The sequence below is a fragment of the Paenibacillus sp. D51F genome (assembly GCF_053345695.1).
Window position 1 is genome coordinate 43481 of record NZ_JBKFAO010000019.1, and the last position, 19712, is coordinate 63192.

General features: G+C 54.2%; 34 protein-coding genes. All 34 read left to right on the forward strand.

What is annotated here, in order from left to right:
• Window positions 1–11 precede the first annotated feature (11 nt).
• The 34 genes from rplB to cwlD all read left to right on the forward strand — a co-directional run bounded on the left by rplB (window position 12) and on the right by cwlD (window position 19469).
• Window positions 12–842, forward strand: a complete 831-nt coding sequence (gene rplB, locus ACLBWT_RS21875; protein WP_447665218.1) for a 50S ribosomal protein L2 — start codon at window positions 12–14, stop codon at window positions 840–842.
• Between the two features lie 71 nt (window positions 843–913).
• A complete protein-coding gene (gene rpsS / locus ACLBWT_RS21880; protein ID WP_021878327.1) occupies window positions 914–1192 on the forward strand; it encodes a 30S ribosomal protein S19 in 279 nt (92 codons plus the stop codon).
• Window positions 1193–1241: 49 nt separating this feature from the next.
• Window positions 1242–1577 carry a 50S ribosomal protein L22 gene (rplV, locus tag ACLBWT_RS21885; RefSeq protein ID WP_447665219.1) on the forward strand — a complete coding sequence of 112 codons (336 nt, stop codon included), beginning with the start codon at window positions 1242–1244 and terminating at the stop codon, window positions 1575–1577.
• A 13-nt stretch (window positions 1578–1590) separates the two neighbouring features.
• A complete protein-coding gene (rpsC, locus tag ACLBWT_RS21890) occupies window positions 1591–2256 on the forward strand; it encodes a 30S ribosomal protein S3 (protein ID WP_021878325.1) in 666 nt (221 codons plus the stop codon).
• 2 nt (window positions 2257–2258) lie between these two features.
• Window positions 2259–2693 (forward strand): 50S ribosomal protein L16, encoded by a 435-nt coding sequence (gene rplP / locus ACLBWT_RS21895; RefSeq protein ID WP_076360233.1) that lies wholly within the window; start codon window positions 2259–2261, stop codon window positions 2691–2693.
• A complete protein-coding gene (rpmC, locus tag ACLBWT_RS21900; protein ID WP_048743602.1) occupies window positions 2683–2883 on the forward strand; it encodes a 50S ribosomal protein L29 in 201 nt (66 codons plus the stop codon). Before rplP ends, rpmC begins: the two co-directional genes overlap by 11 nt.
• A 46-nt stretch (window positions 2884–2929) precedes the next feature.
• The gene (gene rpsQ / locus ACLBWT_RS21905; RefSeq protein ID WP_021878322.1) at window positions 2930–3193 is read left to right on the forward strand and encodes a 30S ribosomal protein S17; all 264 of its coding nucleotides are present in this window, start codon (window positions 2930–2932) and stop codon (window positions 3191–3193) included.
• A gap of 38 nt (window positions 3194–3231) precedes the next feature.
• Window positions 3232–3600 (forward strand): 50S ribosomal protein L14, encoded by a 369-nt coding sequence (gene rplN, locus ACLBWT_RS21910; protein WP_048743599.1) that lies wholly within the window; start codon window positions 3232–3234, stop codon window positions 3598–3600.
• Window positions 3601–3649: 49 nt separating this feature from the next.
• Window positions 3650–4003, forward strand: coding sequence for a 50S ribosomal protein L24 (gene rplX / locus ACLBWT_RS21915; RefSeq protein WP_021878320.1), 354 nt, complete (start codon window positions 3650–3652; stop codon window positions 4001–4003).
• Between the two features lie 31 nt (window positions 4004–4034).
• A complete protein-coding gene (gene rplE, locus ACLBWT_RS21920) occupies window positions 4035–4577 on the forward strand; it encodes a 50S ribosomal protein L5 (protein ID WP_021878319.1) in 543 nt (180 codons plus the stop codon).
• Window positions 4578–4604: 27 nt separating this feature from the next.
• Complete coding sequence (locus tag ACLBWT_RS21925) at window positions 4605–4790, forward strand: type Z 30S ribosomal protein S14 (protein WP_010348808.1); 186 nt, start codon at window positions 4605–4607, stop codon at window positions 4788–4790.
• 31 nt (window positions 4791–4821) lie between these two features.
• Complete coding sequence (rpsH, locus tag ACLBWT_RS21930) at window positions 4822–5220, forward strand: 30S ribosomal protein S8 (protein ID WP_447665220.1); 399 nt, start codon at window positions 4822–4824, stop codon at window positions 5218–5220.
• 30 nt (window positions 5221–5250) lie between these two features.
• Window positions 5251–5793: a 50S ribosomal protein L6 gene (gene rplF, locus ACLBWT_RS21935; protein WP_049868848.1), complete on the forward strand. Its 543-nt coding sequence runs from the start codon at window positions 5251–5253 to the stop codon at window positions 5791–5793.
• Window positions 5794–5852: 59 nt separating this feature from the next.
• On the forward strand, window positions 5853–6221 hold the full coding sequence (rplR, locus tag ACLBWT_RS21940; protein ID WP_048743594.1) for a 50S ribosomal protein L18: 369 nt from the start codon (window positions 5853–5855) through the stop codon (window positions 6219–6221).
• Between the two features lie 20 nt (window positions 6222–6241).
• Window positions 6242–6742: a 30S ribosomal protein S5 gene (rpsE, locus tag ACLBWT_RS21945; protein WP_048743592.1), complete on the forward strand. Its 501-nt coding sequence runs from the start codon at window positions 6242–6244 to the stop codon at window positions 6740–6742.
• Window positions 6743–6755: 13 nt separating this feature from the next.
• Window positions 6756–6935, forward strand: coding sequence for a 50S ribosomal protein L30 (gene rpmD / locus ACLBWT_RS21950; RefSeq protein ID WP_021878313.1), 180 nt, complete (start codon window positions 6756–6758; stop codon window positions 6933–6935).
• Between the two features lie 58 nt (window positions 6936–6993).
• Window positions 6994–7434 carry a 50S ribosomal protein L15 gene (gene rplO / locus ACLBWT_RS21955; RefSeq protein ID WP_048743590.1) on the forward strand — a complete coding sequence of 147 codons (441 nt, stop codon included), beginning with the start codon at window positions 6994–6996 and terminating at the stop codon, window positions 7432–7434.
• Window positions 7435–8733 (forward strand): preprotein translocase subunit SecY, encoded by a 1299-nt coding sequence (secY, locus tag ACLBWT_RS21960; RefSeq protein ID WP_021878311.1) that lies wholly within the window; start codon window positions 7435–7437, stop codon window positions 8731–8733.
• A gap of 91 nt (window positions 8734–8824) precedes the next feature.
• Window positions 8825–9478: an adenylate kinase gene (locus ACLBWT_RS21965; protein WP_447665221.1), complete on the forward strand. Its 654-nt coding sequence runs from the start codon at window positions 8825–8827 to the stop codon at window positions 9476–9478.
• Window positions 9475–10233, forward strand: coding sequence for a type I methionyl aminopeptidase (gene map / locus ACLBWT_RS21970; protein ID WP_021878309.1), 759 nt, complete (start codon window positions 9475–9477; stop codon window positions 10231–10233). Before ACLBWT_RS21965 ends, map begins: the two co-directional genes overlap by 4 nt.
• A 7-nt stretch (window positions 10234–10240) precedes the next feature.
• On the forward strand, window positions 10241–10546 hold the full coding sequence (locus tag ACLBWT_RS21975; protein WP_447665222.1) for a hypothetical protein: 306 nt from the start codon (window positions 10241–10243) through the stop codon (window positions 10544–10546).
• On the forward strand, window positions 10524–10739 hold the full coding sequence (gene infA / locus ACLBWT_RS21980) for a translation initiation factor IF-1 (protein WP_125663939.1): 216 nt from the start codon (window positions 10524–10526) through the stop codon (window positions 10737–10739). Before ACLBWT_RS21975 ends, infA begins: the two co-directional genes overlap by 23 nt.
• Window positions 10740–10783: 44 nt before the next feature.
• Window positions 10784–10897 (forward strand): 50S ribosomal protein L36, encoded by a 114-nt coding sequence (rpmJ, locus tag ACLBWT_RS21985; protein ID WP_021296640.1) that lies wholly within the window; start codon window positions 10784–10786, stop codon window positions 10895–10897.
• A gap of 18 nt (window positions 10898–10915) precedes the next feature.
• The gene (gene rpsM, locus ACLBWT_RS21990) at window positions 10916–11284 is read left to right on the forward strand and encodes a 30S ribosomal protein S13 (RefSeq protein ID WP_048743584.1); all 369 of its coding nucleotides are present in this window, start codon (window positions 10916–10918) and stop codon (window positions 11282–11284) included.
• A gap of 16 nt (window positions 11285–11300) precedes the next feature.
• Complete coding sequence (gene rpsK / locus ACLBWT_RS21995; protein ID WP_021878306.1) at window positions 11301–11696, forward strand: 30S ribosomal protein S11; 396 nt, start codon at window positions 11301–11303, stop codon at window positions 11694–11696.
• A gap of 127 nt (window positions 11697–11823) precedes the next feature.
• Window positions 11824–12768: a DNA-directed RNA polymerase subunit alpha gene (locus ACLBWT_RS22000; protein WP_049868849.1), complete on the forward strand. Its 945-nt coding sequence runs from the start codon at window positions 11824–11826 to the stop codon at window positions 12766–12768.
• A gap of 20 nt (window positions 12769–12788) precedes the next feature.
• Window positions 12789–13154, forward strand: a complete 366-nt coding sequence (gene rplQ, locus ACLBWT_RS22005; protein ID WP_048743581.1) for a 50S ribosomal protein L17 — start codon at window positions 12789–12791, stop codon at window positions 13152–13154.
• Between the two features lie 369 nt (window positions 13155–13523).
• Window positions 13524–14276: a tRNA pseudouridine(38-40) synthase TruA gene (truA, locus tag ACLBWT_RS22010; RefSeq protein WP_447665223.1), complete on the forward strand. Its 753-nt coding sequence runs from the start codon at window positions 13524–13526 to the stop codon at window positions 14274–14276.
• 262 nt (window positions 14277–14538) lie between these two features.
• Window positions 14539–14976, forward strand: a complete 438-nt coding sequence (gene rplM / locus ACLBWT_RS22015; RefSeq protein ID WP_048743578.1) for a 50S ribosomal protein L13 — start codon at window positions 14539–14541, stop codon at window positions 14974–14976.
• A 19-nt stretch (window positions 14977–14995) separates the two neighbouring features.
• Window positions 14996–15388: a 30S ribosomal protein S9 gene (gene rpsI, locus ACLBWT_RS22020; protein WP_447665224.1), complete on the forward strand. Its 393-nt coding sequence runs from the start codon at window positions 14996–14998 to the stop codon at window positions 15386–15388.
• A gap of 109 nt (window positions 15389–15497) precedes the next feature.
• Window positions 15498–16481 carry a nucleoside hydrolase gene (locus ACLBWT_RS22025; protein ID WP_447665225.1) on the forward strand — a complete coding sequence of 328 codons (984 nt, stop codon included), beginning with the start codon at window positions 15498–15500 and terminating at the stop codon, window positions 16479–16481.
• A gap of 149 nt (window positions 16482–16630) precedes the next feature.
• Window positions 16631–17323 carry a phosphoadenylyl-sulfate reductase gene (locus tag ACLBWT_RS22030; RefSeq protein ID WP_447665226.1) on the forward strand — a complete coding sequence of 231 codons (693 nt, stop codon included), beginning with the start codon at window positions 16631–16633 and terminating at the stop codon, window positions 17321–17323.
• Window positions 17324–17343: 20 nt separating this feature from the next.
• Window positions 17344–18513 carry a sulfate adenylyltransferase gene (sat, locus tag ACLBWT_RS22035; RefSeq protein ID WP_447665227.1) on the forward strand — a complete coding sequence of 390 codons (1170 nt, stop codon included), beginning with the start codon at window positions 17344–17346 and terminating at the stop codon, window positions 18511–18513.
• Between the two features lie 149 nt (window positions 18514–18662).
• Complete coding sequence (gene cwlD, locus ACLBWT_RS22040; RefSeq protein ID WP_447665230.1) at window positions 18663–19469, forward strand: N-acetylmuramoyl-L-alanine amidase CwlD; 807 nt, start codon at window positions 18663–18665, stop codon at window positions 19467–19469.
• Window positions 19470–19712 lie beyond the last annotated feature (243 nt).

Genomic DNA, 19712 nt, shown 5'->3' on the forward strand with positions numbered 1-19712 from the left:
AGGGAAACATAGTGCCTATCAAGAAGTACAAACCGACTTCCCCGGCTCGTCGCCACATGTCGGTCTCGACATTCGAAGAGATCACAACAAACGTACCGGAGAAATCGCTCCTGGCGCCGCTTTTCAAAAAAGCCGGACGCAACAACCAGGGTAAAATCACGGTTCGTCACCACGGCGGCGGGCACAAGCGCAAATACCGCATCATCGACTTCAAGCGGACCAAAGACGGCATCGAAGGCCGCGTAGCGACGATCGAATACGATCCGAACCGCACTTCGAACATCGCTCTGATCAACTATGTCGATGGCGAGAAGCGCTACATCATCGCGCCTAAAGGCCTTAAAGTCGGCGATCCGATCGTTTCCGGTCCATCCGCAGACATCAAAGTGGGCAACGCGCTTCCACTGGAAAACATTCCAGTCGGTACGCTTATCCACAACATCGAGCTGAAGCCTGGCAAAGGTGGACAACTTGTTCGCGCAGCCGGCACGGAAGCTCAACTTCTCGGTAAAGAGGAAACCTACGTGGTTATCCGTCTCAGCTCCGGCGAAGTGCGCCGCATCCTGAAAACTTGCCGTGCAACGATCGGTTCTGTCGGCAACGAGGATCACGAGCTCGTGAAAATCGGTAAAGCCGGCCGTTCCCGTTGGCTGGGCAAGCGTCCTGAAGTTCGCGGCGTTGTCATGAACCCTAACGATCACCCGCACGGTGGTGGTGAAGGCCGCGCTCCAATCGGACGCAAGTCGCCTATGTCTCCATGGGGCAAACCAACCCTTGGTGCCAAAACGCGCAAGAAGAAGAAAGCATCGAGCCAATATATTATTCGTCGCCGTACGAAATAATAACCGCTTGAGCGATTGTGCGTGACGTAAGTACGTCACGCTAACGCTTCGAGGAAGGGAGGAGCAGATCCATGGGTCGTAGTTTGAAAAAAGGTCCTTTCATCGACGGGTACCTGCTGAAGAAAGTTGAAGAACTGAATGCAGCGAACAAGAAAACGGTGATCAAAACCTGGTCCCGCCGTTCCACCATCTTCCCGCAATTCATCGGACACACGCTGGCTGTTTATGACGGCCGCAAGCACGTGCCGGTATACGTGACGGAAGACATGGTTGGACACAAGTTCGGTGAATTCGCGCCGACTCGTACCTACAAAGGTCACGACGACGACAAAAAAACGGGCAGACGTTAAGTTGCGTTGCCCTTTCCATACCATCGCTGTTTGAGAGGAGGTACCTGTCATGGCAGAAGCTAAAGCACATGCTAACCAAGTGCGCATTGCACCCCGCAAAGCTCAGCTCGTTATCGACCTGATCCGCGGCAAGCAAGTTGGCGAAGCGATCGCAATTCTGCGCCACACTCCGCGCGCCGCATCCCCGATCGTGGAAAAACTTCTGAACTCTGCAATTGCGAACGCCGAGCATAACTACCAGCTCGACGTGAACAAACTGGTCGTATCCCAGGTATTCGTTAACCAAGGGCCGACTATGAAACGGTTTATGCCGCGCGCTATGGGCCGCGCAAGCCGTATCAACAAACGCACCAGCCACATCACGCTGGTCGTATCTGAAAAATAAGGAGGGATAACGAGTGGGTCAAAAGGTAAATCCGGTTGGTCTTCGCATCGGGGTCATCCGGGATTGGGAATCCAAATGGTACGCCGGTAAAGATTTCGGCGATCTTCTGATGGAAGACGTTCGAGTTCGCGAATTCCTCAAAGGCAAGCTGAAAGACGCTGCTGTGTCCCGCATCGAGATCGAGCGCGCATCCAACCGCGTGAACGTCACGATCAACACCGCGAAGCCAGGCATGGTAATCGGCAAGGGCGGTTCCGAAGTTGAAAACCTTCGCAACGAACTGACTCGCCTGACGAACGGCAAAAAAGTACACATCAACATCTCCGAAATCAAACAAGCCGATCTGGACGCAACGCTCGTTGCCGAAAGCATCGCACAACAGCTTGAGCGCCGGACTTCGTTCCGCCGCGCGATGAAGCAAGCTCTGCAGCGCTCGATGCGCGCAGGCGCAAAAGGAATCAAAACTTCTGTCAGCGGTCGTCTCGGCGGCGCCGAGATCGCTCGTCAAGAAGGATACAGCGAAGGAACCGTGCCGCTTCATACGCTGCGCGCCGATATCGACTACGGCACAGCTGAAGCACATACGACTTACGGCCGCATCGGCGTAAAAGTATGGATCTACCGCGGTGAAATCCTTCCTGTGAAGAAGAAAGCAGCCGTCCAGGAAGGAGGCAACTAATCATGTTGGTACCTAAACGCGTCAAACACCGCAAAGAACAACGCGGACATATGAAAGGCCGCGCTAAAGGCGGCACGGAAGTTCACTTCGGTGAATTCGGCCTTCAAGCGCTTGAGCCTGGTTGGGTCACGAACCGTCAGATCGAATCCGCTCGTATCGCCATGACCCGTTACATCAAACGTGGCGGTAAAGTATGGATCAAGATCTTCCCTTCCAAGCCAATCACCCAAAAGCCTCTCGAGGTCCGGATGGGTAGCGGTAAAGGTAACGTGGAGAAATGGGTTGCCGTCGTTAAACCAGGCAAAGTGATGTTCGAACTTGCCGGCGTATCCGAGGAAATCGCACGCGAAGCATTGCGCCTTGCGGCCCACAAGCTCCCGGTTAAAACGAAGTTTGTGAAACGCGAAGAAGTGGGTGGTGAAGCAAATGAAAGCTAATGAATTCCGCAACCTGACCACTGACGAGCTGAACCAAAAGGTTGCCGGCTTTAAAGAAGAGCTGTTCAACCTCCGCTTCCAACTGGCTACCGGCCAATTGGATAATCCGACCCGCATCAGCGCGGTACGGAAAGAAATCGCACGTGCCAAAACGGTACTGCGCCAAAGAGAACTGGGAATCAGCAGCTAATTCAGTCCTGTGCCTGAACGGCCCAGCCTGAGGAAGGAGGAAGAACATGAGCGAACGCAACAACCGCAAAGTTCAGATTGGCAAAGTGGTCAGCGACAAAATGGATAAAACGATCGTGGTGGCTGTAGAAACCTACAAAAAACATGATCTGTACCATAAACGCATCAAATACACGAAGAAATTCAAAGCCCATGATGAAAACAACACTGCGAAAATCGGTGATACGGTTAAAATCATGGAAACTCGTCCGCTGTCGAAAGACAAGCGTTGGAGACTGGTTCAAGTCGTCGAAGAAGCCGTTGTACTTTAAGACGATTCGGCCATCATGACTGAAAGGAGGACATTTCAATGATTCAACCTTTTACACGCCTTGCGGTTGCTGACAACTCTGGCGCAAAGGAACTGATGTGTATCCGCGTTCTGGGTGGTACGGGACGTCGCGTAGGACACATCGGCGATCTGATCGTCTGCTCTGTCAAACAAGCAACACCCGGTGGCGTTGTCAAAAAAGGCGATGTAGTCAAAGCGGTCATCGTGCGCACGAAGCGTACAGTTCGCCGTAAGGACGGTTCCTACATCGCATTCGACGAGAATGCAGCAGTCATCGTGAAGGAAGACAAGAGCCCGCGCGGTACCCGTATCTTCGGACCAGTTGCCCGTGAGCTTCGTGAGAAAGACTTCATGAAGATCGTATCGCTTGCACCGGAAGTTATCTAATTAACGCCCTGGCGGCGTGATTGAAGTCAAGGAGCAGGAGGTGTAACACATGCCAAAGGTTAAAAAAGTTCTGGAATCCCACAACAACAAGCTGCACGTGAAGAAAGACGATACCGTTATCGTCATCACGGGCAAGGATAAAGGCAAAAAAGGCCGCGTCATCGCAGCTTATCCTCGTGAGAACCGTGTCCTGATCGAAGGCGTTAACATGGTGAAGAAGCATACGCGTCCTTCCCAAGCGAACCCGCAGGGCGGCATCCTCGAGCAGGAAGCTCCGATCCACGTTTCCAACGTGATGCACGTAGATCCGAAGAGCGGCAAAGTAACGCGCATCGGCTACAAAGTGCTTGATAACGGCAAAAAAGTCCGCGTAGCTAAACGCTCCGGCGAAGTTATCGACTAATTACTCTTTACGGAAAGGAGGACCCTTTACCATGGCAGCAAGAATGAAAGATCGTTTTCTGAATGAAATCACTCCTGCTCTTATGCAGAAGTTCAGCTACCAGACGGTGATGCAAGTGCCGAAGATCGAAAAGGTCGTCATCAACATGGGCGTAGGCGAAGCTGTTGCCAACTCCAAAGTGCTTGACGTCGCTGTCGAAGATCTCCGCCTCATCTCCGGTCAAAAACCGGTAATCACGCGTGCGAAGAAGTCCATCGCCGGCTTCAAGCTTCGTGAAAATATGCCGATCGGGGTTAAAGTTACACTGCGCGGCGACCGCATGTACTACTTCCTCGACAAGCTGTTCAACGTTGCCCTGCCTCGCGTACGCGACTTCCGCGGCGTATCGACCAAAGCTTTCGACGGTCGCGGCAACTACACCCTTGGCCTTAAAGAGCAGCTGATCTTCCCGGAGATCGAATACGATAAAGTCGATAAAGTCCGCGGTATGGACGTCGTTATCGTAACGACGGCTCAATCGGACGAAGAATCTCGTGAGCTGCTGACCCAACTGGGAATGCCGTTCGCGAAGTAATCGCGAATCAGGAGGTGTAATACCAAAGTGGCAAAAACTTCGATGAAAGTTAAGCAGCAACGCGCTCCGAAGTTCAAAGTCCGCGCCTACACTCGTTGCGAGCGTTGCGGACGTCCGCACTCGGTTCTGCAAAAGTTTAAAATTTGCCGGATTTGTTTCCGTGAATTAGCATACAAAGGCCAGATCCCTGGCGTCAAAAAAGCCAGCTGGTAATCAGCTTTAGTCGGGAAGGAGGTACACAAGAATGGTTATGTCTGATCCGATCGCAGATATGCTTACCCGTATCCGCAACGCGAATCTTGTTCGTCATGAAACCGTTGAAATGCCCGCTTCGAAAATCAAGAAGCAAATCGCTGATATTCTCAAGCGCGAGGGCTTCATTCGTGACGCTGAATATATCGAGGACAGCAAGCAAGGGATGATCCGTATTTTCCTGAAATACGGCTCCAGCAACGAGCGTGTCATTACTGGTCTGAAACGTATCAGTAAGCCTGGCCTGCGCGTTTACACGAAATCCAACGAGGTTCCGCGCGTACTCGGCGGTCTCGGAATCGCGATTATCTCCACATCCAAGGGAGTTATGACCGACAAAGAAGCACGTCAAGGCAAAGCTGGCGGCGAAGTCGTCTGCTACGTCTGGTAATAAATCGCCACAACGATAGGAGGTGCAACAATGTCCCGTATTGGTCGCAAACCGATTACCGTCCCTAGCGGCGTGAATGTTTCCCTGGACGAAACGGTGATCACGGTAAAAGGACCGAAAGGTTCCCTTAGCCGTCCGGTTCACAAAGATATCAAAGTCAACTTGGAAGAAGGCACGATCCTCGTAGAACGTCCTTCCGACAACAAGCTGCACCGCTCCCTGCACGGCACGACCCGCAGCATCATCGCGAACATGGTCAGCGGTGTAACGGATGGATTCTCCAAGAATCTTGAGCTGGTAGGCGTTGGTTACCGCGCTAGCAAATCCGGTGAGAAAGTCGTCCTCAACGTCGGCTACTCCCACCCGGTTGAAATCGTGCCTGCTGACGGCATCGAGTTCGAAGTGATCGGCAACAACAAAATCACGGTCCGCGGCATCGACAAAGAGCTTGTCGGCGCAACGGCTGCGAAAATCCGCTCCGTACGCGAGCCAGAGCCATACAAAGGCAAAGGCATCAAGTACGAAGGCGAGCGCATTATCCGCAAAGAAGGCAAAGCCGGTAAGAAAAAATAAGCATAAGGCTATGCTTATTGGTATAGAGGTTCATCTATTCAAGAAGGGAGGATCCCTCAATGATCACCAAAGGCGACAAAAACAAAGCCCGTCTGAAACGCCACCTGCGCGTGCGCAAGAAAATCAACGGCACTGTAGCGCGTCCTCGGCTTTCCGTCTACCGCTCCTCCAAGCACATCTACGCTCAGCTGATCGACGATGTGGCTGGAGTAACGATCGCATCCGCATCTACGCTGGACAAAGAGCTTGCTGAGAAAGTGAACAACGGCGGCAACGTCGAATCCGCTAAACTCGTAGGCGAACTGATCGCGAAGCGTGCGAAGGATAAAGGCCATGAGAGCGTCGTATTCGACCGTGGAGGCTACCTGTACCATGGACGGATTCAAGCACTGGCTGATGCAGCCCGTGAAGCGGGTCTCCAATTCTAACTAAAAGGAGGTAAATCGACTTGCGTATTGATGCAAATGCGTTGGGTGAACTGACCGAAAAGGTTGTCCACATCAACCGCGTAGCAAAAGTAGTTAAAGGCGGACGCCGCTTCAGCTTCAGCGCCCTGGTTGTTGTCGGAGACGGCAAAGGACATGTAGGCGCTGGTATCGGCAAAGCAGCTGAAGTACCTGAAGCCATTCGCAAAGGTATTGAGGATGCCAAGAAAAACCTGATCTCTGTTCCGCTCGTGAACACGACGATCCCGCACTTGGTGCTCGGCCACTTCGGCGCTGGTGAAGTTCTGCTTAAACCAGCATCCCAAGGTACCGGCGTTATCGCCGGCGGCCCTGTGCGTGCAGTACTGGAACTGGCAGGTGTCGGCGACATCCTGACCAAATCCCTCGGTTCTTCCAACTCCATGAACATGGTTAACGCAACGCTCGAAGGCCTTTCCCGCCTGAAACGCGCTGAAGATGTTGCCAAGCTTCGCGGAAAAACTGTCGAAGAGCTCTTGGGTTAAGGAGGGGAACACGATGGCTAAATTGCAAGTAACCCTCGTCCGCAGTCTGATCGGCCGCAACGAGAAGCAGCGCGCAACGGTCGCTTCGCTCGGTCTTCGCAAAATTCGCCAGACGGTTGTCCTTAACGACAGCCCCGCTATCCGCGGCATGGTGACTACGGTTAACCACCTGGTTAAAGTAGAAGAAGTATAAGAGCGAGCAAATCGCTATCCATAGACTTTCAAAGAGCAACAAGGAGGTGCAACGAACGATGAAATTGCATGATCTTAAACCAGCTGAAGGTTCCCGCAAGAGCCCGTTCCGTAAAGGACGCGGTATCGGTAGCGGCAACGGCAAAACGGCGGGCAAAGGCCATAAAGGTCAAAACGCCCGTTCCGGCGGCGGTGTCCGTCCTGGATTCGAGGGCGGTCAAAACCCGCTGTATCGTCGTCTGCCTAAGCGTGGTTTCAACAATCCATTCCGCAAAGAGTACGCGATTGTCAACATCGAAGAGTTGAATGTATTTGAAGCTGGCTCCGAAGTAACTCCTGAAGTTCTCGTTGAGAAGGGCATCATCAAAAACCCTCTCGCAGGAATCAAGATTCTCGGCAATGGCGAAGTAACGGTTCAACTTACGGTTAAAGCAAGCAAGTTCTCTCAATCTGCGGTAGAGAAGATCCAGGCTGCCGGCGGTCAAACCGAGGTGATCTAATTGTTCAAGACGGTTTCAAACATTTGGAAAGTGGAAGACCTTCGCAAGAGGATCCTCTTTACCCTTTTCATTTTGCTTGTATACCGCATCGGTTCCTTCATTCCGGTGCCCAACATCGACAAGAGCGTCTTCACAAGCAATAACCAAGGTTCGGATCTGTTCGGTTTGCTGAACACGTTCACGGGCGGCGCGCTCTTCAAATTCTCGATCTTCGCGATCGGAATCATGCCTTACATCACGGCATCGATCATCGTGCAGCTGCTTTCCATGGATGTCATTCCGCGCTTCGCGGAATGGGCCAAGGAAGGCGAGAACGGCAAACGGAAACTGGCGCAGATTACGCGCTATGGTACCATTGTGTTGGGTCTTGTTCAGGGCTTTGCCACGGCAGTAGGCTTCAATCGTCTCACTAACATGGAACTGGTTCAAAATCCGGGCTTCGCTACCTATGCGATGATCGCCGTCATCCTGACGGCCGGTACAGCCTTCCTCATGTGGTTGGGCGAGCAGATTACGGAGCGCGGCATCGGCAACGGCATCTCGGTAATTATCTTCGCGGGTATTATCGCGGCCATGCCGGGCCACATCGGGAAGATCTACACGACTTACTTCGTAGATCAGCCTGGTGAAGTATTCATGGGCGTGCTGAAGGTTCTGGCCATTCTGATTGTGGTTCTGGCCGTGCTCGTCGGCGTCATCTTCGTCCAACAGGGCATCCGCAAGATTCCTGTCCAATACGCCAAGCGTGTTGTCGGACGCAAGATGTACGGCGGACAATCGACGCATATTCCGCTGAAGGTCAATGGCGCAGGGGTTATCCCGGTCATCTTCGCGGTATCGCTGCTGATGTTCCCATCGACGATCGCTCAGTTCTGGTCCGGCCACAGCTGGGCTCAATGGATCATCAACCACCTGAGCTACGACAAGGCGCTCGGCATGGTGATCTATGTTATACTGATTATCGGCTTCACCTTCTTCTACACCTTCGTGCAGATCAACCCTGTACAGATGGCGGATCAAATGAAGAAGAACGGCGGCTATATCCCAGGCGTTCGCCCGGGCAAACCGACCTCGACCTACATTACGCGCGTCATGTCCCGCATAACCCTCTTCGGAGCTCTGTTCCTGGCGGTTATCTCGCTGATGCCGATACTGTTCGGATCCTTGGCCGGCTTGGATCGTTCGATTCAGCTTGGCGGTACTTCGCTGCTGATCGTCATCGGCGTCGCTCTCGACACGATGAAGCAGATCGAAACCCAATTGATCAAGCGTCACTACAAAGGGTTTATCAATAAATAACACTGGGCTTCGAACGGGCGGCTTGCTGGCTCCAGCTGGAGGTAGTGGTCAGCCCGCGCGTGCCTATTGTGCTTAAAGCGAGGAAGACAGGATGAACATTCTTTTCATGGGTCCTCCGGGGGCCGGCAAAGGCACCCAGGCCGAGAGAATCGTAGAAAAGTTCAACGTTCCTCACATCTCCACCGGCGATGCGTTCCGGCTGGCGATGAAGCAGGGCACTCCGCTTGGCCAGAAGGCGAAAGAATTCGTGGATCAAGGTCTTCTTGTCCCGGATGAAATCACCAACGGGATCGTGCGGGAACGCCTGCTGCTGGCTGATTGCGAGAGAGGCTTCCTGCTGGACGGCTTCCCGCGCACTCTTCAGCAAGCTGCAGCGCTTGACGCCATGCTGGCAGAAATGGAACGCGGCATCGATCATGTAGTCAACCTGCATGTCGATCGCGGTCTGTTGCTGGCCAGGCTGACGGGACGCCGCATCTGCAAAACCTGCGGCACCACTTATCACGTGATGTTCAACCCTCCCAAGGTTGAAGGCATCTGCGACAAGGATGGCGGAGAGCTTTACCAGCGTTCGGACGACACCGAGGAGAAGGTCGGTACACGCCTCGACGAGTACATCTCGAAGACGGCTCCTCTTCTGGAATACTACGGCGGCAAAGGCTTGCTGCGCGAAGTGGACGGAGAGAAGGAAATTGACCAAGTAACGGCCGAGATCGTTGCCGCTCTGCGGGGTTCGAACGAATGATAATCTGCAAGTCTGAAGCCGAACTGCGATTCATGAGAGAGGCGGGACGCATAGTAGCCGAGACACACCGTCTTATGGCTGCTTCTGTGCGGGCGGGCATTACGACCCGCGAGCTGGATGATATCGCCGATCGCTACATTCGCAGTCAAGGCGCTATTCCGTCGTTTAAAGGCTACAATCAATTCCCTGGCAGCATTTGCGCTTCTGTCAACGAAGAACTGGTGCACGGCATCCCTGGATCCCGCAAGCTGAACGAAGGCGATATCATCACGCTTGATATCGGCGCTCAGTACGAGGGCTACCACGGGGATTCGGCTTGGACCTATCCGGTAGGGACGGTTACGGATGAAGTCTCCCGACTGCTGGAGGTCACCGAACGTTCGCTGTTCGCCGGGCTTGAACAGGTCAAACCGGATGTTCGGCTGTATACGGTCTCGCACGCCATCCAGAAAGCGGTGGAAGACGAGGGCTTCTCCATCGTTCGCGAATATGTAGGTCACGGAATCGGCCAGGATCTTCACGAAGAGCCGCAGATTCCGAACTACGGCATTCCGGACCGGGGCCCGAGGCTGAAACCAGGCATGGTGCTGGCCATCGAGCCGATGGTGAACATCGGGGAGCGTTATGTCCGCACACTGACGGACAATTGGACGGTTGTAACGGTTGACGGCTCCTGGTGCGCTCATTTCGAGCACACGGTTGCAGTCACGGAGAACGGCTGCGAGATTTTGACGAAGCTGCCGGATTCGGAGTAAGAGGAACTTGGATCCGCTGGCTCAGATCGGCCGTCTTGTCAAAGTGCTTCGAGGCAAGGACGAGGGCAGCTGCGCCATCATCATCGGATTGATCGACGACCGGTTCGTCTTGATCGCCGATGGAGACGCACGGCGCTTCGACTCGCCGAAGAAGAAGAACGTGCAGCATCTTCAGTTACTGCCGGCTCTCAGCAGCGAAGTTTCGGACAGCATGTCCGAGACGGGCCGGGTGACCAATGCCAAGCTTAGATTCGTTATACAGAAGTACGCTGATCGAAAGGAGAATGAGGATGGCCAAGGAAGACGTCATTGAAGTCGAAGGAACGGTTCTTGAACCGCTGCCTAACGCCATGTTCAAGGTTGAGCTGGAGAACGGTCACCAGATTCTCGCTCATGTATCCGGCAAGCTCAGAATGCACTTTATCCGTATTCTGACCGGAGACAAAGTGGTTATCCAGTTGTCGCCTTACGATTTATCCAGAGGACGCATTACCTATCGGAAATAGGACCGCGGGGTTCTATGGAAGAAGGAATCGGGAGGTAATTACCAATGAAGGTCAGACCTTCGGTTAAGCCTATTTGCGAGAAATGCAAAGTCATTCGCCGCAAAGGCAACGTTATGGTCATTTGCGAAAATCCGAAACACAAACAAAGACAAGGTTAAGAAAGGAGGACACTGCCCATGGCACGTATAGCTGGTGTGGATTTGCCGCGCGACAAGCGCGTTGAGATTGCTCTCCAGTACATCTTCGGCATCGGTCAAACGACTGCTAAGAGGATCCTGGCTGAAACTGGCGTCAGCGCAAGCACGCGCGTTCGCGACCTCACGGAAGACGAAGTAAGCAAGCTGCGCGAAGTAATCGACAAGTCTGTTAAAGTAGAAGGCGATCTCCGCCGTGAGATTTCCCTCAACATCAAACGTCTTGTTGAAATCGGATGCTACCGTGGTATCCGCCACCGCCGCGGTCTGCCGGTTCGCGGACAACGCACGAAGACCAACGCTCGTACGCGTAAAGGTCCTCGTCGGACTGTAGCGAACAAGAAGAAATAAGGGGGGATAAAGAACAATGGCTAAACCTAAAAAAGTGGTTCGCACCAAACGCCGTGACCGGAAGAATATCGAATCCGGCGTAGCGCACATCCGCTCGACGTTCAACAACACGATCGTCACGATTACGGATCCGCACGGCAACGCCATCTCCTGGGCAAGCTCCGGCAACCTCGGATTCAAAGGCTCGCGCAAGAGCACGCCTTACGCCGCTCAAATGGCTGCTGAATCCGCTGCTAAAGCCGCTATGGAACATGGCATGAAAGCCGTTGAAGTCATGGTTAAAGGACCTGGTGCCGGCCGTGAAGCCGCGATCCGTTCCCTTCAAGCCGCTGGCCTCGAAGTGAACCTGATCAAGGACGTAACTCCGGTTCCTCACAACGGCTGCCGTCCGCCGAAACGCCGTCGCGTATAGTTCGTCGGTCTGTGGTATCAAATTGCTGCAACTTGTGAATAATGGTTGTGAAGGTTTGGCATACTACATGATTTGACGCCATTGAACGTTATTGATACGGAGCGACGTTTTGAAGGAGGGTACTATAGTGATTGAGATCGAAAAGCCGAAAATCGAAACCGTTGAGCTGAGTGACGACGGAGCTTATGGCCGATTTGTCGTCGAGCCCCTGGAACGGGGTTACGGCACGACACTTGGAAACTCGCTTCGCCGCATCCTGCTCTCGTCGCTTCCCGGCGCGGCAGTGACGTCCGTGCAGATTGACGGAGTTCTTCACGAGTTTTCCACGGTTCCGGGGGTCATGGAAGACGTTACCGAAATGATCCTGAACCTGAAAGGCCTGTCGCTCAAGATCCACTCCGACGAAGAGAAGGTGCTGGAAATTGATGCAGAAGGCGAAGGGAACGTAACGGCGGGCGACATCCGCGCAGACAGCGATGTCGAGATTCTCAGCCCTGATCTTCATATCGCAACCTTGGCTTCCGGCGCACGGCTCCATATGAGGATTTTCGCCAATCGCGGCCGCGGTTATGTGCAAGCAGACCGCAACAAGCGTGAAGACCAGCCGATTGGCGTCATCCCCGTTGATTCGATTTACACGCCAATTACTCGTGTGAACTATAGCGTTGAGAATACACGTGTCGGTCAGGTGACCAACTACGACAAGCTGACGCTTGAAGTATGGACGGATGGAAGCATCCGCCCCGAAGAGGCTGTAAGCCTCGGCGCTAAAATTCTGACCGAGCATTTGGACCTGTTCGTCGGACTGACCGATGAAGCTAAAGACGCGGAAATTATGGTTGAGAAGGAAGAGGACAAGAAGGAAAAGGTTCTCGAGATGACGATCGAGGAACTGGACCTGTCCGTCCGTTCTTACAACTGCCTTAAACGTGCTGGCATCAACACCGTTCAAGAACTGACCCTGAAGACGGAAGAAGACATGATGAAGGTCCGCAACCTGGGCCGCAAGTCTTTGGAAGAAGTTCAGGAGAAGCTCGAAGAGCTGGGTCTTGGCCTCCGCACGGAAGAATAAGCATCAAGGAGGGGAAATCGATGGCATACTCTAAACTGGGACGCGACGCAAGCGCGCGGAAAGCACTGTTCCGTGACCTTGTTACCGACCTGTTCCTGTACGAGCGTATTCAAACGACCGAAGCGAAAGCGAAAGAAGTGCGTTCGATTGCAGAAAAACTGATCACGAAAGCGAAGCGCGGAGATCTCCACGCCCGCCGTCAAGTGGCTGCATACGTGCGCCGCGAAACGATCGACGGAGAGCAAGACGCAATCCAAAAGCTGTTCTCGGAACTTGCGAGCCGCTACTCCGAACGCGCTGGTGGATACACTCGTATCCTCAAGCTGGGACCTCGCCGCGGCGATTCGGCTCCTATGGTCTTCCTCGAATTGGTTGACCGCGCGTAAATAGCACCCGCTGCCGCTGCCGGCGGCAAGCAAAAGGTGGACCTAAGCGGCCACCTTTTTTCTTTTGCCCTCCGGCAGAGCGTGAGCATGCCTTTGACCCCTTTGGGGAACGGTCTATTTTTCGAGTTGTAGAGCAATTTCCAAGAATGAAGGGGCAGGCAGTGAAGCAGAAGAATGAATCGTGGAGAAGCGTCAGCGTTCGCCTTTGAAGCCGGATTTCAACATAAGCATAATCCTATCCAGAAATCGGGCTTCAACAGCGATCGGAACGATCATTCAGCTGCGAGCCACCAGGACTCCTTTATGAATTCATTGGGTTAGCTTGCACTGCAACGAGAACTAGTTAAGGCGGCCAAGGAGAGAAAAGCTTTGAGAAACATACGGATGAAGGTAGCCTACGACGGCACCGCCTACAGCGGATTTCAATCCCAGCCGGGAGGGAATACGGTCCAGGACGTCATTGAGCAGGCTATCGAGGTGCTGACTGATGCTAAAACCCATATCACGGCCTCAGGGCGCACGGATGCCAGAGTTCATGCCTTGGGGCAGGTATTCAACTTTTACACCGAGGCACAGATAGCTGTTGAACGGTGGTCCCTGGCTCTCAACAGCCGGCTGCCGTCCGATATAAGAATCGTGGAGAATGCGGTGGAAGTGCCGCTTGAATTTCACTCCAGGTATGCAGCCAAGCGCAAGACATACCGCTATTCGATCTATACCGGCAAGTTCAATGACGTCTTCCGCCGTAATTATCATTTTCATCATCCAGCACCACAATTGAACGTCGGGGCCATGCGCAGAGCTCTTGAATATATCGTTGGCGAACATGATTTCACCTCGTTCACAACGGTCCATTCGGACAAAACCTCGCATGTGAGGACGATTTACGAGGCGGAGCTTCGGCAGGAGGGCCCTAACCTGGATCTTTATTTGACGGGGAACGGCTTCCTTTACAATATGGTCAGGATCATAACCGGAACTTTGCTGCTCGTCGGCAAAGGCAAGCTGGATCCGGATTCGATGGGCGGAATCATTCTGGCCAAGAACCGTCAAGCAGCCGGCCCAACTGCCGTTCCTTATGGATTGACGCTGGTTGAAGTGGATTATGGAGAGCAATCTTGACTGCTGATGTTTGGAACGGTTTCCTAGGATAGATATACCGGTCTAATATCGTCATTTTATCGTGATTCGATTCCAAAAATCCTTGCACTGGGCGCTCCGTTATTGTAATATATAACTTGTGCTTTCTTATTGGCTCTCCCACAGCCCCGCGTAAGAAAGTCACAACCCGAAAGGCAACACAAGCAACAACCTACCATGATAATTGACCTTGAAACGTGTGTTTCATGATAAATGATCGTAAACATTGAAGGAGGATCCCCTCATGCGCTCCACTTATATGGCCAAGCCTACCGAAGTTCAACGCAACTGGCACATCGTTGATGCTGAAGGCCAAACGCTTGGCCGTCTCGCCAGCGAAGTTGCAAGCCTGATCCGCGGCAAGCACAAGCCGCAATTCACTCCACATATCGACACCGGCGATTTCGTCGTTGTCATCAACGCGGAGAAAATCGTTCTGACGGGCAACAAATGGAACGACAAGAACTACTACCGTCACTCCATGCACCCAGGCGGACTGAAAGTGACTCCTGCCAAGGACCAGCTGATCAAGAAGCCTGAGAGCCTCGTTGAGTACGCCGTACACGGCATGCTTCCGAAGAACCGTCTCGGCAACAAAATGAAGCTGAAGCTCAAAGTATACGCTGGATCGGAACATCCGCACCAAGCACAAAATCCGGTAGCTTACGAGCTGCGCGGTTAATTAGAAGGAGGACCCTACAATGGCTCAAGTTCAATACTATGGAACTGGTCGTCGTAAGCACTCCGTAGCACGCGTACGTCTCGTGCCGGGTGAAGGACGAATCATTATCAACAAGCGCGAAATGGATGAATACTTCGGTCTGGAAACGCTGAAGCTGATCGTTAAACAACCGCTTGCCCTGACGGAAACAGTCGGCAAATACGACGTTATCGTCATCGCGCATGGCGGCGGCACTTCCGGTCAAGCCGGAGCCATCCGTCACGGCATCTCCCGCGCTCTGCTCAAAGCAGATCCGGAGTTCCGTCCATCCCTGAAGCGCGCTGGCTTCCTGACGCGTGACCCGCGGATGAAAGAACGTAAGAAGTACGGCCTCAAAGCAGCTCGTCGTGCTCCTCAGTTCTCCAAACGTTAATATGTTCTACAAGCACCTTTTCCGCTGTCGCGGAAAAGGTGTTTTTTGTAGGTGGCTAGGCAGTGAACCGTTCTATCGCCAAGGCTTACATAAGAAAGGAAGATGGCCAATGAATTCGAATAACCGCAAACCCGTTTACTTCAATCATGACGGAGGCGTCGACGATCTCGTCTCCCTCTTTTTGCTGCTGCAGATGAGCGATGTCGATCTGATCGGCGTATCCGTGATCGATGCGGATTGCTACGTGGAGCCGGCCGTATCGGCGAGCCGCAAGATCATCGACCGTTATGGCGCTCCGGAGCTGAAGGGATTGGAAGTAGCCCGTTCCGATTCCAGAGGAAAGAACCCGTTTCCCAAGGACTGGCGCATGCACGCATTCTATGTCGATGCGCTTCCTCTGCTGAATGAGCGCCCTGAGGTCATTACGCAAGAGGCTGCGAAGCCCGCGCATCTGGATATCGTGGACAAGCTCCAAGCAAGCGAGGAGCCCGTGACGCTGCTGTTCACGGGTCCGCTCACGGATCTTGCCCGAGCTCTCGATGCGGACAGCACCCTTGAAAGCAAAATCGAGAAGCTGTACTGGATGGGCGGAACGTTCCTCCCGGACGGCAACGTGCACGAGCCCGAGCATGACGGCACAGCGGAATGGAACAGCTATTGGGATCCGGAGGCAGCCAAGCGTGTATGGGACAGCGGCATCGCCATCGATATGGTAGCACTGGAAAGCACGAACAAAGTGCCGCTCATGGTGGAAACCCGCAAGGAGTGGGCGCAGAACCGCTGTCATGAGGGAATCGACTTCCTGGGCCAATGTTATGCGACCGTTCCTCCGCTCGTTCACTTCGCCACCAACTCCACTTATTATCTGTGGGATGTCCTGACGACCGCGATCATCGGCAAGCCTGAGCTCGTATCCTCGAGAGATGCGACTTGCGACGTCATTCCTTCCGGTCCGTCTCAAGGACGTACAGTGGAAAAGGAAGGCGGAAGAAAGGTTACGGTCGTGGACGACGTGAACCGCGACGCTTTCTTCGAGTACTTGACGGAGCTTGCCCGCAATGCGGACAAGTACGGAGTCTACCGCATAAGATAGCCTTATCCAATGGATAAGAAATCCTTATGCGGCAAGTAATTTCGGCCTTTTTTGATGAATTAAACAATTGCTCAACGGCAACGTTCCCCGTATAATCATAGTAAAGCATAGTTTTTTACTTGGTATTAATGATTAGGAGGGGAACCACCTTGAACCTTTTGGAGAAAGAAGCCCTGATTACCGAGCAGGCGATTAGGCTGGAAACGGCATCGCCGGAGGAAATCCTCAAATACGCAGTCGAAACCTTCCCGAATATTACTTTTGCCTGCAGCTTCGGAGCCGAGGATGTCGTGCTCGTCGACATGCTGCAGAAAGTAAGCCCGCGGTCGGACATTTTCTATCTGGATACCGACTTCCACTTCGCGGAGACGTATGAGACGCGCGACCGGATGGAAGCCAAATACGGCATCAAGTTCGTTCAGGTGAAGCCGGTGCTCACGCCGGAGGAACAAGCGGCCCAGCATGGCGAGGAGCTGTGGAAGAGCGATCCGAATGCTTGCTGCAACATCCGCAAGGTCGAACCGCTCACCCGCATCCTGTCCCAATACGAGGCGTGGATTACCGGCATCCGCCGCGACCAGGCGCCGACGCGCGCGAACGCCAAGAAGATCGAGTACGATACCAAATTCGGGCTCGTCAAATTCAATCCGATCGCGGATTGGACTTCCGAGGACGTCTGGAACTATATCCGGGAAAACGAAATCATCTACAACCCTCTGCATGACCGCAACTTCCCGAGCATCGGCTGCGAGCAGTGCACGCGCCAAGTCGCTCCGGGCGAGGATCCTCGCGCCGGACGCTGGTCCGGCAACGACAAAACCGAATGCGGACTGCATAAATGAGTCGCGGGGAGGATAAAGACATGGCAAGCATCAAGCCTCATGGCGGAGAACTGGTGAACCGGATCGCCGAGGGAGCCGAGCGCGAGCGTCTGCTGCAGGAAGCCGGGGGCCTTGCGGCTTTGACAGTAGATAATTGGACGATCTCGGATCTGGATCTCATCGGCGTCGGAGCATTCTCGCCCTTGACGGGATTCCTCGGCGAAGAGGATTACCGTTCGGTCGTGGACCGGATGCGTCTGACAAGCGGAATCGTGTGGAGCATTCCGATTACGCTGGCTGTAGACGGAGCCTTCGCTTCCGAATTGTCAACGGGACAGCGTGTCGCTCTCAAGGGCGAGGATGGAGTCGTCTATGCGCTGCTGGATGTGGAGAGCGTCTATTCGGTCGATCAGAATCATGAAGCCATGCAAGTGTTCAAGACCGACGATCTCGAGCATCCCGGCGTCAAGAAGCTCTTTTCCCGGCCGAATACGTACGTGGGCGGTCCGATCACCGTGCTGAACCGGCCGCAGCCGGAAAAGTTCGGCGAGTTTTATTTCGATCCGGCCCAGACGCGCCAGATTTTCGCCGATAAAGGCTGGAAGACCGTGGTTGGCTTCCAGACGCGCAATCCGGTCCACCGCGCCCATGAATTCATCCAGAAATGCGCGATGGAAATTGTAGACGGCCTTTTCCTCAATCCGCTTGTCGGAGAGACGAAATCGGATGATGTGCCGGCCAATGTGCGGATGAAGAGCTATCTGGCGCTGCTGGACAATTACTATCCGGAGAGCCGGACGTTTCTCGGGGTGTTCCCGGCGGCTATGCGCTACGCGGGCCCGCGCGAAGCGATTTTCCACGCGCTCGTGCGCAAGAATTACGGATGCACGCATTTCATCGTCGGGCGCGACCATGCCGGAGTCGGCGATTACTACGGCACCTATGAGGCGCAGGATCTGCTGAAGACGTTCCCGGCGGAAGATCTGGACATCACCCCGCTGTATTTCGAGCACAGCTTCTTCTGCAAGAAATGCGGCAACATGGCCACGAGCAAAACTTGTCCGCATGACAAGTCGGAGCATGTCGCGCTCTCGGGCACGAAGGTGCGCGAGATGCTGCGCGGAGGCATCTGCCCGCCTCCGGAGTTCTCCCGTCCGGAAGTGGCTCAGATTCTCATCGAAGGCATGCAGGAGCAGCCTGCGAACGCGTAAGCCGGACAAACCGGAATGAATGAACGCCCTGTCCCATATAAATGATTAGAGCGCGGATGGCTTGCCACATGAGCCCCGGGCTGCCGATCATGTATGCGGGATGGGGTGTTTTTTTGACAAAAAAAGCGGCCGGAGAAAATAGGCATGGTCTGTACCGCAGCCGCAGGCGCGTCGTCGTCTGGATGAATCCGCGGGGCTGGACCCGGCTGGGCGTCATCGCAGGCATGCTGGCGATCCTCGCTTGGATGCTGACGGAGCAGATGCCGGCGGCCCGCACATGGAGCGACTGGTCGATGCCGCTGAGCGGCAAGACGATCGTGCTGGATGCGGGTCATGGCGGGCCGGACGGCGGCGCGGTCAGCAAAAGCGGCATGGTCGAGAAAGATCTCAACCTGGCGATCGTGCTCCAGCTGCGGGATTATCTGCAGCAATCGGGCGCCCTTGTATACGTGACGAGGGAAGGCGATACCGATCTGGCTTCCCCGGATACGAAAGCCTACCGCCAAAGGAAGAGCGAGGATTTGGCGCAGAGGGTCAAATTCGTGAAGGACCATCAAGCGGATCTTATGATCAGCATCCACATGAACAGCATCCCTTCGCCCAAATGGTCGGGAGCCCAGACGTTCTACTATCCGAACCATGAAGGCAATGCCGCGCTTGCAGCCCTCATCCAGGACGAGATCCGCGTCAACCTGCAGAATACGGAACGCGTGGCCGCCAAGGCTCCCAATACGGTGTATCTGCTCGAAGCCGTCGATACGGTGCCAAGCGCTCTTGTCGAGGTCGGCTTCCTGTCTCATCCGGGCGAGGCTGCGAGGCTTGGCGACGCCGGTTACCAGAAGCAGGTGGCGGCGGCGGTCTATCAAGGCATTCTCCGCTACAGCAGCGGGGAACGTCCTTCCGGCAGCTCCTCCAGCCCGTCTTCGCCGCTCCCTTCTCCAGCGGCAAGGCCGTAGGAGAGGAGAGAAATTCGATTTCATTATGCTATAATGGAATGGATTTATGCGGAAGGTGGAGAGTGGAACATGCTTACACGTGAACTCGTGACAGAGGCCGTCAATTCGGTGACGGCCGCTTTTGCCGCGGACGGGGTTGCCGTCCGCGATATTATGGTGAGGGACGGTCAGGTATCGCTGACCGTCCTCACCCCCGGCGGCGGCGCGCAGCCGCCGCTGGAAGCCGCGCTGCGCGAAGCGCTG

Bases quoted from the DNA above. Each gene is read 5' to 3' on its own strand.
- rpmJ (WP_021296640.1), top strand. From the start codon at position 10,784: ATGAAGGTCAGACCTTCGGTTAAGCCTATTTGCGAGAAATGCAAAGTC.
- ACLBWT_RS21965 (WP_447665221.1), top strand. From the start codon at position 8,825: ATGAACATTCTTTTCATGGGTCCTCCGGGGGCCGGCAAAGGCACCCAG.
- rpsI (WP_447665224.1), top strand. From the start codon at position 14,996: ATGGCTCAAGTTCAATACTATGGAACTGGTCGTCGTAAGCACTCCGTA.
- infA (WP_125663939.1), top strand. From the start codon at position 10,524: ATGGCCAAGGAAGACGTCATTGAAGTCGAAGGAACGGTTCTTGAACCG.
- rplM (WP_048743578.1), top strand. From the start codon at position 14,539: ATGCGCTCCACTTATATGGCCAAGCCTACCGAAGTTCAACGCAACTGG.
- ACLBWT_RS22025 (WP_447665225.1), top strand. From the start codon at position 15,498: ATGAATTCGAATAACCGCAAACCCGTTTACTTCAATCATGACGGAGGC.
- rplQ (WP_048743581.1), top strand. From the start codon at position 12,789: ATGGCATACTCTAAACTGGGACGCGACGCAAGCGCGCGGAAAGCACTG.
- rplO (WP_048743590.1), top strand. From the start codon at position 6,994: ATGAAATTGCATGATCTTAAACCAGCTGAAGGTTCCCGCAAGAGCCCG.
- rpmC (WP_048743602.1), top strand. From the start codon at position 2,683: ATGAAAGCTAATGAATTCCGCAACCTGACCACTGACGAGCTGAACCAA.
- rplE (WP_021878319.1), top strand. From the start codon at position 4,035: ATGGCAGCAAGAATGAAAGATCGTTTTCTGAATGAAATCACTCCTGCT.
- rpsS (WP_021878327.1), top strand. From the start codon at position 914: ATGGGTCGTAGTTTGAAAAAAGGTCCTTTCATCGACGGGTACCTGCTG.
- rpsM (WP_048743584.1), top strand. From the start codon at position 10,916: ATGGCACGTATAGCTGGTGTGGATTTGCCGCGCGACAAGCGCGTTGAG.
- rplP (WP_076360233.1), top strand. From the start codon at position 2,259: ATGTTGGTACCTAAACGCGTCAAACACCGCAAAGAACAACGCGGACAT.
- rplN (WP_048743599.1), top strand. From the start codon at position 3,232: ATGATTCAACCTTTTACACGCCTTGCGGTTGCTGACAACTCTGGCGCA.
- rplF (WP_049868848.1), top strand. From the start codon at position 5,251: ATGTCCCGTATTGGTCGCAAACCGATTACCGTCCCTAGCGGCGTGAAT.
- rpmD (WP_021878313.1), top strand. From the start codon at position 6,756: ATGGCTAAATTGCAAGTAACCCTCGTCCGCAGTCTGATCGGCCGCAAC.
- rpsK (WP_021878306.1), top strand. From the start codon at position 11,301: ATGGCTAAACCTAAAAAAGTGGTTCGCACCAAACGCCGTGACCGGAAG.
- rpsQ (WP_021878322.1), top strand. From the start codon at position 2,930: ATGAGCGAACGCAACAACCGCAAAGTTCAGATTGGCAAAGTGGTCAGC.
- rplV (WP_447665219.1), top strand. From the start codon at position 1,242: ATGGCAGAAGCTAAAGCACATGCTAACCAAGTGCGCATTGCACCCCGC.
- rplX (WP_021878320.1), top strand. From the start codon at position 3,650: ATGCCAAAGGTTAAAAAAGTTCTGGAATCCCACAACAACAAGCTGCAC.
- rpsH (WP_447665220.1), top strand. From the start codon at position 4,822: ATGGTTATGTCTGATCCGATCGCAGATATGCTTACCCGTATCCGCAAC.
- sat (WP_447665227.1), top strand. From the start codon at position 17,344: ATGGCAAGCATCAAGCCTCATGGCGGAGAACTGGTGAACCGGATCGCC.
- rplR (WP_048743594.1), top strand. From the start codon at position 5,853: ATGATCACCAAAGGCGACAAAAACAAAGCCCGTCTGAAACGCCACCTG.
- map (WP_021878309.1), top strand. From the start codon at position 9,475: ATGATAATCTGCAAGTCTGAAGCCGAACTGCGATTCATGAGAGAGGCG.